The 11,660-nt window shown below is 51.6% G+C and carries 10 protein-coding genes; 7 read left to right on the top strand and 3 right to left on the bottom strand.

Going from position 1 to position 11,660, the window contains the following annotated elements:
* Positions 1 to 165 precede the first annotated feature (165 nt).
* Genes QW71_RS16185 through QW71_RS16175 form a run of 3 tightly spaced genes read left to right on the top strand, consistent with a single transcriptional unit; the run spans position 166 to position 3,236 of the window.
* Entirely contained in the window at positions 166 to 990 is an 825-nt protein-coding gene (locus tag QW71_RS16185; protein ID WP_039300338.1) for a purine-nucleoside phosphorylase, read from the top strand.
* A gap of 51 nt (positions 991 to 1,041) precedes the next feature.
* Positions 1,042 to 1,905 (top strand): purine-nucleoside phosphorylase, encoded by an 864-nt coding sequence (locus tag QW71_RS16180; RefSeq protein ID WP_039300336.1) that lies wholly within the window; start codon positions 1,042 to 1,044, stop codon positions 1,903 to 1,905.
* Complete coding sequence (locus QW71_RS16175; protein ID WP_039300332.1) at positions 1,905 to 3,236, top strand: pyrimidine-nucleoside phosphorylase; 1,332 nt, start codon at positions 1,905 to 1,907, stop codon at positions 3,234 to 3,236. The genes QW71_RS16180 and QW71_RS16175 overlap by 1 nt, the downstream gene beginning before the upstream one ends.
* 63 nt (positions 3,237 to 3,299) lie before the next feature.
* On the opposite strand, the gene QW71_RS16170 is transcribed toward QW71_RS16175, so the two are convergent.
* Entirely contained in the window at positions 3,300 to 4,055 is a 756-nt protein-coding gene (locus QW71_RS16170) for a class I SAM-dependent methyltransferase (protein ID WP_039300329.1), read from the bottom strand.
* A gap of 6 nt (positions 4,056 to 4,061) precedes the next feature.
* Positions 4,062 to 5,123 carry a serine hydrolase gene (locus QW71_RS16165; RefSeq protein WP_047013804.1) on the bottom strand — a complete coding sequence of 354 codons (1,062 nt, stop codon included), beginning with the start codon at positions 5,121 to 5,123 and terminating at the stop codon, positions 4,062 to 4,064.
* A gap of 295 nt (positions 5,124 to 5,418) precedes the next feature.
* Here QW71_RS16165 and QW71_RS16160 point away from each other — a divergent pair, with 295 nt between their 5' ends.
* The 4 genes from QW71_RS16160 to QW71_RS16145 all read left to right on the top strand — a co-directional run bounded on the left by QW71_RS16160 (position 5,419) and on the right by QW71_RS16145 (position 8,877).
* Positions 5,419 to 6,369, top strand: a complete 951-nt coding sequence (locus tag QW71_RS16160) for a DUF1177 domain-containing protein (RefSeq protein ID WP_039300326.1) — start codon at positions 5,419 to 5,421, stop codon at positions 6,367 to 6,369.
* 110 nt (positions 6,370 to 6,479) lie between these two features.
* Positions 6,480 to 7,151, top strand: a complete 672-nt coding sequence (locus tag QW71_RS16155; RefSeq protein ID WP_039300322.1) for an AroM family protein — start codon at positions 6,480 to 6,482, stop codon at positions 7,149 to 7,151.
* A 16-nt stretch (positions 7,152 to 7,167) separates the two neighbouring features.
* The gene (locus QW71_RS16150) at positions 7,168 to 8,112 is read left to right on the top strand and encodes an aminopeptidase (protein ID WP_039300319.1); all 945 of its coding nucleotides are present in this window, start codon (positions 7,168 to 7,170) and stop codon (positions 8,110 to 8,112) included.
* A gap of 111 nt (positions 8,113 to 8,223) precedes the next feature.
* Complete coding sequence (locus tag QW71_RS16145) at positions 8,224 to 8,877, top strand: aspartate/glutamate racemase family protein (protein WP_039300316.1); 654 nt, start codon at positions 8,224 to 8,226, stop codon at positions 8,875 to 8,877.
* A gap of 317 nt (positions 8,878 to 9,194) precedes the next feature.
* On the opposite strand, the gene QW71_RS16140 is transcribed toward QW71_RS16145, so the two are convergent.
* Complete coding sequence (locus tag QW71_RS16140; RefSeq protein WP_047013807.1) at positions 9,195 to 10,484, bottom strand: IS4 family transposase; 1,290 nt, start codon at positions 10,482 to 10,484, stop codon at positions 9,195 to 9,197.
* Positions 10,485 to 11,660: the final 1,176 nt, after the last annotated feature.

The raw sequence follows: 11,660 nt of genomic DNA, 5'->3' as shown, positions 1-11,660 counted from the left end.
AGCGATAGCGACCGCCTTTGTCTACGGATTTCAACCGCTAAGCGGGTCAAAATTGAAGAAATCTGTAGACAACAGCGGCCGGAAGTCCAAATATCACCGTAGTGACGGCTCAGCTTTACGTCGATGACTAAAGTTCATCCCACCCACCTCAAGGAGGAACCAACCATGACCGCAGTTACCCAAAGCAATATTCAAGAAGCAGCAGTATATATCAAAGACAAATGTACCGTTGCCCCCGAGATCGGGCTGATCCTCGGCTCCGGCCTCGGCGTTCTGGCCGATCTGACCACGGATGAAGTAGTCATTCCTTATAATGAAATTCCCCATTTCCCCGTATCCACTGTTGAAGGACATGAAGGTGAACTGCTGATCGGCATGATCGAAGGCCGCCGCGTGGTCATGATGAAAGGCCGCTTCCACATGTACGAAGGGTACGGACCAGAAACTACGGCATTCCCGGTGCGCGTAATGAAAGAGCTGGGCGTAACCAGCCTGCTGGTTACCAACGCTGCCGGCGGGGTCAACACCGATTTCACACCGGGTGATCTGATGCTGATTACTGACCATCTGAACCTCACAGGCCGCAATCCGCTGACCGGACCGAATGATAATGCGCTGGGCGTACGTTTCCCGGATATGTCTTCGGCTTACAGCCCGCGCCTGATTGCAGCCGCCAAAGAAGCTGCTGCAGCGCTGAACTTCGAGTTCAAGGAAGGCGTATACGCCGGTCTGCTCGGACCAAACTATGAGACTCCTGCTGAGATCGTTATGCTGCGCCGCCAAGGGGCGGATGCAGTAGGGATGTCCACAGTATCTGAGACGATTGTGGCCCGTCATGCCGGTATTGAAGTGCTTGGTATTTCCTGCATCACCAACATGGCTGCCGGAATTCTGGAACAGCCGCTGAACCATGCAGAAGTGATGGAGACAGCGGAACGTGTGCGCGAGCAATTCCTGAAGCTGGTGCTGGCTTTTATTCCGAAGATGTAGTTCCTGCTTCAAGCTATTTACAAGACAATTCATATCCGGGAGGATCAACCTATGACAACACCATCAACAGTCCCATACGGCACTCAGGTAAAAGAAGCTGCTGAATATATTCAATCCAAATTCGGTTCTTACACACCGGCTATCGGACTTATTCTGGGCTCCGGCCTCGGGGATCTGGGCGATCAGATCGAAGATGCGGTATATCTGCCTTATGAAGAAATTCCGCATTTCCCGCGTTCCACGGTAGAAGGTCATGCCGGACGGTTCGTGATCGGTAAGCTGGAAGGCAAGGATGTTATGATCATGCAGGGCCGTTTCCACTACTATGAAGGTTATGAAATGCGCAAAGTGGTGCTGCCGGTATACGTAATGGCTAAGCTTGGCGTAGGCACACTCGTGATTACCAATGCAGGCGGCGGAATGAACAGAGCGTTCAAAGCCGGTGACCTCATGCTGATTACCGACCACCTGAACATGACTGGCGACAACCCGCTGATCGGACCGAATGATCCGGAGCTGGGTGTACGTTTCCCGGATATGTCCCGTGCGTATGACCCGGAATATATCGCGCTGGCGAAGAAGCTGGCCGGTGAAGTAAAGGGTGCCGATGGTGAAGCACTTGTGCTGCAGGAAGGCGTATATGCAGGCATCAGCGGCCCTACCTATGAAACTCCGGCTGAACTTAAAATGCTGGCCTATCTCGGCGGCGATGCCGTTGGAATGTCCACTGTGCCCGAAGTGATCGTAGCCAGCCACAGCAAGCTGCGTGTGCTCGGCATTACCTGTATCACCGATATGGCGATCGGGGACGAGCTGGAGCCGCTCACTCATGAGCAGGTGGTAAAAGTCGCTAACCTGACCAAACCGAAATTTATCGGACTTGTGCGCTCCTTTGTCCGTGAGGTACAGGTATAATGCGTGCAGTTGACCTTATCCAGAAAAAAAGAGACGGCGGAGAGCTCAGCCGTGAAGAAATAGCTTTTCTGATTCAAGGCTACAGCAAAGGTGAAATTCCTGATTACCAGATTTCCGCCTGGGCGATGGCTGTCTATTTCCGCGGAATGAACGCACGGGAAACCGGCGATCTGACCCTGGAAATGGCGATGTCCGGTGACCAGGTGGATCTCAGTCCGATTGCAGGTATCAAGGTAGACAAGCATTCTACCGGCGGTGTTGGTGACAAAACGACGGTTGTATTGGCCCCGCTTGTAGCTGCGGCCGGAGTTCCGGTGGCCAAAATGTCCGGACGCGGCCTCGGCCACACCGGCGGTACGCTCGACAAGCTGGAGTCGATCACCGGATTCTCCGTGGAGATGGACCGGGAGCGCTTTTTCACCCAGGTAGGGGAGATCGGTGCAGCTGTCATCGGCCAGTCCGGCAACATTACGCCTGCGGACAAGAAATTGTACGCACTGCGTGACGTGACTGCAACCGTGGAATCCATTCCGCTGATTGCCAGCTCCGTAATGAGCAAGAAGATCGCCGCAGGTGCGGATGCCATCGTCCTTGATGTGAAGACCGGCAGCGGCGCGTTCATGAAGACGCTGGATGATTCCATTGCACTCGCACAGGCGATGGTGGATATCGGAACACATCTCGGCCGCAATACGGTTGCTGTGATCAGCGACATGGACCAGCCGCTGGGCTTCGGTATCGGCAATGCGCTGGAGATCAAAGAGGGCATTGAGACCCTGAACGGCCACGGGCCGAAGGATCTGCAGGAGGTCTGCCTCATTCTGGGCAGCCAGATGCTGGTGCTCGGCGGCAAGGCAAAGGACGAACAAGAAGCGCGCTCCATTCTGCTGTCCCATATCAAAGACGGCAGTGCGCTGGACAAGTTCAAGCAGATGGTGTCAGCCCAAGGCGGCGATGCCACGCAGATTGAGTCGCCGGATACTTTGCCGGCAGCGCGCAAGTTCATCGAAGTGAAGGCGGAAGCCGCAGGGTATGTGGAGAGCATTCAGGCCGAAGAGATCGGCGTAGCGGCAATGCTGCTCGGCGCCGGACGCGAAACGAAGGAATCCGTCATCGACCTGGCCGTTGGCATTCAGCTGGCGATTAAGGTCGGCGATGCCGTAGCCGCAGGCGATACGCTTGCCGTGCTGCATGTGAATGATGCCAGTGAGAGCAAAGTGCAGGAAGCCGAAGCCAAGGTGCTGGAAGCTTACCGCATCTCCGCTCAGCCGGTTCCGCCGCAGCCGCTGGTATTCGCGCTGGTGACTAAGGATGGCGTAACGCGGTACTAAATTATATAATGAACATCCAAAAAGCCGTACAATCAGCAAATTGCTGGTGTACGGCTTTTGGATTTATACTTCTCCCCAAAACATCTCAGTTTCATAATCGAATAGAATCATACCATCCTGATTAGTCCTGTCAAATAAGTTTCGTAGTTCTATCATCATCGGTTCGTAATTTGGATGTCCGGGTACAGGGCTGTAGGAAGAGGATAGCAACCGGCCCTTCAAGCCCTCGAAATCGAACTTTTGACTCATTCTAAATCGCACTTCATGCATAGTGCCTTCCTTGAAAAAAGAGAGAAGCATCGCTTGAGAAATATTTTTATGATTGACATGTTCGTAGTCGGTTCCATAGGTATGAAGCAGTTGATCGTACTCTTCACGAAATGGTGTACCTTGTGTAAGGCGGGAATTCCAAATCAGTATAACCCGCCCGTCCGGCCGCAGAATTCTACGGAATTCAGTTCGCGCTGCCGTGTGATCAAACCAGTGAAATGCTTGTGCACAGACAATAAAATCAACTGACTGATCAGATAATCCTGTAGATTCTGCAGAACCTGATATCGTCTGATAGTTCGGATGGCCCTCTAACATTTGCTCGGCGGCTAACCGCATGGACGGATTCGGCTCGACCGCGGTCACATAGCCTCCGTGATCCAGAAGTAGCTTTGAAAAAATACCTGTACCTGAACCGATGTCTGCTATTTTACTGTTCGAACGCAAACCGACGACATTGTACAAATAATCAACAGCTTCTTTTGGATAGCTTGGGCGGTACTTCACATATGTATCGACCCGGTTTGAAAATCGTTCCTTATTATTCATTTCTCATCACTCTCCCGGTAATTTATTAGTGTGCAAATTCTCTTCAACCACCTGCATCATCCGGTAAGTTCCTCTGCTCCGGTTGCAGAGAGCGGTGAAAGTTACGCCGCTTGCCGGATAAACTGCCGAGCGAAAGGAGACCCCGGGATCGGAGCCCATGAGATGGTATTTAAACACCTCGCCGTTTCGGATCGTAATCCACACTCCATAACCATAGTAAGTATCCTCATCCTCATGAATATGCGGTGTGAGCAGCAGGGTAGTCGTCTCTGGCTGCAGCAGCTTGTGCCCGAGCAGGCATGTCCACAGCTTCTGCATATCCGCTGCCGTGACAAAAGCGCCGCCGTCGCCGCCTCCCACTACCGGAATGGAGTAGATGTTGCTGATATTCTCTCCGGTCTCACTGTCGATATAACCGAGAGCTGTATTGGCAGGGAGGGCATCCAGGGCGAAGTAACCGGAATCCTTCATCCCGCAAGGCTGGAAAATATGCTGCTCCACATAATCCGTGAAATTCATTCCGCTGACCGTTTCGACAAGCAGGCCAAGCATGATATAACCCGCATTGTTATAGTGGAAACGATCGCCGGGAGTGAATTTCATCGGCAGGGATGCAAATAGTGGCAAGAAATCACCCGGTCGCCTGAGCGTATACATCGGTATGTCCTCCCATAGTGCTGCGAAATCGTCCATAACCTCCTCATCGAAATAATCCGGAATGCCCGAGCTATGCGTCAGCAGCTGATGAACCGTGATCTCCGGGCTGAACAAAGGGAACTTCTGCTCATGTAAGACCTCCAGCACCTTGCCGTCAAAAGAAAGCTTCCCCTGCTCGGCCAGCTGGCAGATGGCTACTGCTGTGAACAGTTTGCTGCCGGAAGCAATCCCGAAGCGGGTGTTAAGCTGATTGATCCGTTCCTCCGCTACGTTGGCTTGTCCGCAAGCAGCCGCTGCGAGGGTCTGATCGTGTTGCGTAACCAGTACCGTCCCCGAAAATCCGGAGAGCAGAACCTCCTGATCGATGGTTTGTTGGAGCTCTTTTTGATGCTCTGTCTGTTCCAGCTTCATGTATTAACCCTCTTCCATAACTTGATGATGTGTAACCTTCTTGTAATTCGCCAATATGGAATAATTAACCTTTATTTATATTTCTGTATGATATGGAGCGTGGATTTTAGGGGTTTAATGGATGCCGGAGGCTGCTGAAAGGTCGAAGAGTGTACCTTGCGCGTAAGGTTTATGTGCAAAGGACAAGAAAAACAACTTAGTTTTGGCAGGGCGGTACATTGTGGACGTTTCGAATTTTAAGATAGTATAAATTCAAACATCACAATCATGAGCATGCATCCGGGGAGGAATTATAATGGCACTTTATCAGACGATTACAGTTTTGAACGCACTGGACAGCGCTTATGTTAATGGTGAGCAGGTCAGGCAGTTATTCGCAGCATATCCTGCGGTTAAGGTTGAGGTTCAGAAAGTGGAAGGTGAAAAAGGCAGTACGGAATTCGTCAAAATCACCATTCCGGGCAGTCAAGGCAAGCTTGGAGGCGGCAGCGCGCCAACCTTCGGAATTGTCGGCAGACTTGGCGGCATAGGGGCGCGCCCCAGCCGGATCGGCATTGTCTCTGATGCAGACGGCGCAGTGGCGGCAATCGCAGCGGCACTGAAGCTGGCAAACATGCAGACCAAAGGGGATGTGCTGCAAGGTGACGTCCTGGTTACGACACATATTTGCCCGGATGCTCCGACACTGCCGCATGAGCCCGTTGATTTCATGGATTCCCCGGTGGATATCCTGCAGATGAATGAGCATGAGGTACTGCCGGAGATGGAAGCGATTATTTCTATTGATACGACCAAGGGCAACCGTGTGGTGAATCACAAAGGCATTGCAATCTCACCTACGGTCAAAGAAGGGTACATTCTGCGGGTCAGTGAGGATCTGCTGCGCATTAAGGAAATGACGACAGGACAGTATCCGGTTACTTTTCCGGTAACTACGCAGGATATTACTCCTTACGGTAACGGACTATATCATATCAATTCCATCCTGCAGCCCGCAGTAGCGACTTCGGCTCCCGTTGTAGGGTTGGCAATTACAGCCCAGTCCATGGTACCCGGCTGCGGTACAGGGGCAAGCCATGAGATTGATATCGCCCAGGCGGTGCGCTTTGCCATTGAGACAGCCAAAGAGTTCACTCAAGGAATATGCTCCTTCTACAACGAAGCTGAATTCGCACAGATTACCGAGCTGTACGGTTCGATGAAAGTGCTGCAGACGCTGGGTAAACCGGCTGTAACCTCTCACTAGGAATAGAACGGAATAATGGCAGGCGCTGAGCTTAATTCAGCGCCTGCTCAATATATACAGGCATCGGTTGCCACGAATTCAATCAGTATGGAGAAGCGGGAGGGAGCTAGATGAGTAAAAATATAGGGTTAATCACGATCGGACAAGCTCCAAGGAACGATGTTGCGCCGATTGTTGAGAAGTATCTGGAGGGTAAGGCCGGACTGGTTCAGTCCGGGGTGCTTGACGGGTTCACTGCTGCCCAGGTACGCGAATTCTATAGTCCTGGACCGGGGGAGTATGTGCTGACTACCCGCATGGCGGACGGATCAGCTGCGGTAATCTCCCGTGAGCGGATAAAGTCAGTTCTGCAGGGGAAGGTTGATGCTATGGAGGCTGCTGGAATTGAGACGATTCTGCTGGCCTGTACCGGTGTTTTTCCGGGACTTCATACGGCCAAGGCCCATCTGATTGAACCGGACCGGATTATCCCTCCGGTTGTAATGGCGATGCTTGACGGACGCCGGCTGGGGCTGATTGGTCCTCTGCCCGAGCAGGAAGAGAGCATGAATGAGAAATTCGCGGGAGCCGGAGCGCGGCTGCCGTTTGCAGCTGCTTCTCCGTATACCGGTACGGAAGCGGATTTCCGTGCGGCTGCTGAGCGTCTGCGGGACTTGGCGGACGTGATTGTGCTTGACTGTATGGGATATGTGGAGCAGCATAGACAGTGGGCGGCCTCCGCAGGAGTGCCTGCCGTGCTGTCCAATGCCCTGATGGGCAAGCTGGTAGCAGAAATGGTGTAACCGGGAGGAAAAGATAATGAGTGAGCAACGAATATTGATCAGCATGAATGTCCTTAAGGACTGTCTGGGGCTTGGCAGCGGTGAATTGCTGGCTGTAGTGGCCGATGACGACAAGCGGGAGCTTGCCGAATCCGTCTATGAAGCAGGGAAGCGGCTCGGGGCGGAATCGATGCTATTGATTATGCAGGCGCGGAGCAAATCCGGCGAGGAGCCGCCGGCTCCGATTGCCGAAGCTATGGCCAAAGCGGATGTGGCGGTATGCATTACGACACATTCGATGACACATACGGCGGCGCGCAAGCAGGCAGCCGCAGCGGGAACGCGGGTGGCGACCATGCCGGGCATGACAGATGACATGTTCAGCCATGGCGCGATCACTGCGGACTATGCACAGGTGAAGACATTAACGGAGCAGGTAGCTGCGCTGCTGTCTGAGGGGAGCCAGGTGCGTGTAGTTAAAGACGGACTGAGTCTGAGCTTTTCGATTGAGGGCCGGGATGGCGTGCTCAGCACCGGATTATATCTGAATCCGGGCGAATCGGGCAACCTGCCTTCGGGCGAGGCTTATATTGCGCCGATGGAAGGTACAGCCACCGGCCAGATTAAGGTGGACGGTTCGATTGCAGGTATTGGCGCGCTGAACAGCCCGATGGTGCTGACGGTAGAGCAGGGCCGTTTGGTTAGGGCAGAAGGCGAGAGCGGTGACCGGCTACTGGATATGCTTGGTGCCGGTGACGGCAGGCTCCTGGGCGAGTTCGGCATTGGTACAAACAACAAGGCCAGAATTACAGGTGTGGTGCTGGAGGATGAGAAGGTCTACGGGACCATCCATGTCGCTTTTGGCAGCAATAATACGTTCGGCGGGGTTGTAGCGGCTGGCGTTCATATTGATGCCGTGGTTATGAAGCCGGATGTATATATTGATGATAAGCTGATTATGCGTGCAGGAGAACTGCTCTAGGCTGCGCGGCTGCTGTGTTGTTGTCAGGGTTATCGCGGTACGGGAAGAAGCAAAAGTATATGGTGAGGATATTCAGAACGCCCAACAATGGCTGACCAGGGGGAGACAAGGATGCTTGGAATTATACGTGTAATCACACTGCAAGAGGAGTCTGCAATTCATTTGCACGGAGAATTGATTGAGCACCGGTATGGCCTGCCGGTAATCAGCCGCTGCATTCCGGATCAGCCTCAGGGCGTATACAATGACGAGACCGAAGCGGAGTCAGTGCCGAAGATTATCAGCCTGGCCCGGGATCTGGAGCAGCAGGGCTGTACGGCAATCGGCATCAGCTGTGCCGCAGATCCGGCGCTGCTGGAAGCTAGGATGGCAGTGAACGTACCGGTTCTGGGCGCAGGCTCGTGTGCAGCCCATATGTCGCTGGCATACAGCAATAAGATCGGCGTGCTGACGATCCTGACCGAGGTGCCGCCGCTGATCCGCAGCATTCTCGGCGATGCTTACCTCGGCATGGACCGGCCTGATGGTGTAACGACCACACTTGATTTGGGTACGCCTGCCGGACGGGCAGGTGCACTTGCCGGAGCAGCCCGGCTGGTGGAACGCGGTGCGGAGGCCATAGTCCTCGCCTGCACCGGGTTTGCCACCATCGGCCTGGCGGCGGAGCTGGAAGAACAGCTTGGCATCCGTGCGTTTGATCCGATCCTTGCGCTTGGCGCTGCGGCTGCTGCAGCGGCTTCCTTGCCTGGGGGTGTGCGGCGCTGATTGCGCTGTGCAAATCTGCTATTTGGAAGTACGAAGCATAGTAATTCAGGAAATATAGTTAAGCGTTCTTCCGGATGTAGGTCCGGGGAACGTTTTTTTGTGTAACTGATTTGGCTGGCTGGCCGCTAAAGTTGGTTGTTTCTGAGCTTTTGCGGGAGTGGACATGTGTGGAGCGGGAAGTTAGGGAGGAGGGGGCGGAGGGGAGAAGTGAGAGGTACGGGGGAGGTGTGGTGTGGGAAATAAGGAAGGAGGAGTTGGGATGAAAAATTGAGAGATACAGGGGGGGGGGTGGAAATCAATGTTGTCAGGTTAAGCATTTATAGCCCCCGCCTTTTGGTTTTTGTGAATTTATTAGCTCTTGTCTGCTTATCTCGCATGAAAGAGCGGCCTTTGACGACTGGAACGATATAGCGCTGAAGCTCTTCCAGAAAGTGATCCTGCAGAGACTCCCTCTTTCCATCATCCTCTTCTAATGCCATTTCAATGAGCCGGTTACGCAGTTTGCCGACCAAGATATTTCGGTTAATTCGGTATTCAGTGTACTTCAGTTCCTTCGTTCGTTGGCTTACATTCATTTGTTCCTCAGCCTCATTTTCCAATACGGAAGCCATGTTACTTAGTAGTACTGTAGCGTAAAAGTCTTGCTCTATAAGTTGGGGTTTTTGTCCTGAAAAGTTCTCAATCTCAAACTTCTGTTTCAAATCATCGAAACGTGTTTCAATCCCCCATCTTTTGAAATAAAGTGGTTTGCACGCTTCGTAATTCAGTTCATCTGCGCTGACATTCGTCAGCAGAATTTCCGTCTCGCCGGTGGAAAGTTCTACTTTTAAGACTCGAATGTGAATCACTGTTCCTGGCAAAATTATTGTTCCTTGCCTCTTGAGTTCGTAGGCTCTGGATTTCGTAATTTTAATCGTCACGTTTTCATCCGGCTGAGTGGTATTCATGATCTCTTTGTAGAATGAACCTTGAGCTCGCATCAAATAAGCGATTCCCTTCTCTTGCAAGTACAACAAAAAGTCTGCAGACGGATAGCCACGATCAAACAGGATCAAATTCCGAATGGATGAGGTTTTCAGTTGTAGAAAATGTTCAATATTGCGCTTCGCTAGATCGCGTTCATTATCGTCATAGCGGCTCAGACAGGTACTTACAACCAACTTGTTCTCTACATCGTATAGGTGGGAGGAAAGGGCTCTGGCGATCCGAAACCCTATCTTGTATGTTGTCGTGAATCCATATACACTCCGGGTTTCCGATGTATTGGGTAGTTCCATTACACTGCCGTCCATCGCCAGTAGGCGAAAGCCGTGGTACGTTTTGAATTCTTCCTCTTCGTAAAAAGCTTGAACCAGTTCGTCATTAAGCATCGTAAACGCGGTAGGGGAAAGTTTTTGTCTGGCTTCGGAGAAGGATTGTTTCGTGTATGTGGTTCTTGCTGCCTCTTCAGGCATAAATCTCTCTCGGAACTCATCCAATTCTAATTGTGTCGTTTTTCGAACCATACGAAGGATGAGCAGCAGCAGGGGGATGAACCCAATCTTTCGATTTCTCTTGAAATTGTTCTCACATTGCTTCGCACTTTCTTTAAATTCATCACTTTTCATCTTGTTAAACACACGGAATATTGTAGTGGATTTGTTTTTTTCATTTGGACTCATCCATTTCTATCGTTTACCTCTACTATACCAATTTCTACTAACCTGACAACATTGGGGTGGAAATGGGGGAATGGAAAGTGGGGAAGTAAGGGAGTAAGGGAGTAAGGAAGTGAGGGAGTGAGGAGCTGAGGAAGTAGGAAATGAGAAAGTGAGGGGATGAGAAGTGGAAATTGAGAATTGAGTATGGGGAGTGGGAAATGAAGAGTATGGAGGTGGAGGTGGAGGGGAGTGGAGAGGTGTAGAGCTGAGAAGCAGGAGAGTGCGCAGATTTTTAAGTACATACAGAAATGAACATTCGGGCACCAGACAGAAAGTATAGTAGCAAACATTTCAAGTGGCTCACAGCACCAAATCAAAGGTATAAATCCCTCTGATTCCGCCGAAAGTGGCTCATAGCAGTAAATCAAAGGTATAAATCCCTCTGATTCCATCGAAAGTGGCTGACAGCACCAAATTAAAGGTATAAATCCCTTTGTTTCCGCCGAAAGTGGCTCACAGCACCAAATTAAAAGTATAAATCCCTCTGATTCCGCTCCGAAGGGAAGAAGTGGAAATGAGGGGCAAAAGTGCCCTTGATTTCCACCGAATGTGGCTAAAAGTGGAAATGAGGGGTAAAAGTGCCCTTGATTTCGGCCTAAGGAGGATAAAAGTGGAAATGAGGGGCAAAAGTGCTCCTGATTCCGTCCGAAGGAGCCCGTTAGCACCAAATCAAAGGTACGAATCCCCTCTGATCGAGCCGCAGCAGCCCGCAGCACCAAATCAAGGTACACATCCCTCTCATTTCACCAGAAGTGGCTCAAGCACGGAACGAGAAGCACTAATGCCCCACCCGTCTAATAGCGGCCAATTCTCACCAGCTTCACGCGCCCCTCTCATATAGGCCGGCGTAGCCGTCAGATAAGTTACTTTGTTCAATAAGGAAATGTTGTGTTCTATTCACAGTCACCGAATCAGCTTCTAAACCGGTGCTTTCCCTCCCACACCTGCGCATAAATCCGAAAAAATATCTGTAATTTTATATATTTTTCCTGTGGCTGGGCGGGAATGTCTGATAAACTAGCGGGAATGCGAATGTAAGCTGGTGGCATACGAGTGGCTACGGGTGCATACGGGTGGCATATT

The organism is Paenibacillus sp. IHB B 3415 (assembly GCF_000802655.2).
GTDB classification, from domain to species: domain Bacteria; phylum Bacillota; class Bacilli; order Paenibacillales; family Paenibacillaceae; genus Paenibacillus_AQ; species Paenibacillus_AQ phytohabitans.
This window is presented reverse-complemented; position numbering and strand designations above follow the sequence as displayed.

Excerpts from the sequence above, each read along its gene's own strand:
- QW71_RS16150 (WP_039300319.1), top strand. The coding sequence starts at position 7,168 with ATGAGTGAGCAACGAATATTGATCAGCATGAATGTCCTTAAGGACTGT.
- QW71_RS16155 (WP_039300322.1), top strand. The coding sequence starts at position 6,480 with ATGAGTAAAAATATAGGGTTAATCACGATCGGACAAGCTCCAAGGAAC.
- QW71_RS16180 (WP_039300336.1), top strand. The coding sequence starts at position 1,042 with ATGACAACACCATCAACAGTCCCATACGGCACTCAGGTAAAAGAAGCT.
- QW71_RS16160 (WP_039300326.1), top strand. The coding sequence starts at position 5,419 with ATGGCACTTTATCAGACGATTACAGTTTTGAACGCACTGGACAGCGCT.
- QW71_RS16140 (WP_047013807.1), bottom strand. The coding sequence starts at position 10,484 with ATGAAAAGTGATGAATTTAAAGAAAGTGCGAAGCAATGTGAGAACAAT.
- QW71_RS16170 (WP_039300329.1), bottom strand. The coding sequence starts at position 4,055 with ATGAATAATAAGGAACGATTTTCAAACCGGGTCGATACATATGTGAAG.
- QW71_RS16185 (WP_039300338.1), top strand. The coding sequence starts at position 166 with ATGACCGCAGTTACCCAAAGCAATATTCAAGAAGCAGCAGTATATATC.
- QW71_RS16145 (WP_039300316.1), top strand. The coding sequence starts at position 8,224 with ATGCTTGGAATTATACGTGTAATCACACTGCAAGAGGAGTCTGCAATT.
- QW71_RS16175 (WP_039300332.1), top strand. The coding sequence starts at position 1,905 with ATGCGTGCAGTTGACCTTATCCAGAAAAAAAGAGACGGCGGAGAGCTC.
- QW71_RS16165 (WP_047013804.1), bottom strand. The coding sequence starts at position 5,123 with ATGAAGCTGGAACAGACAGAGCATCAAAAAGAGCTCCAACAAACCATC.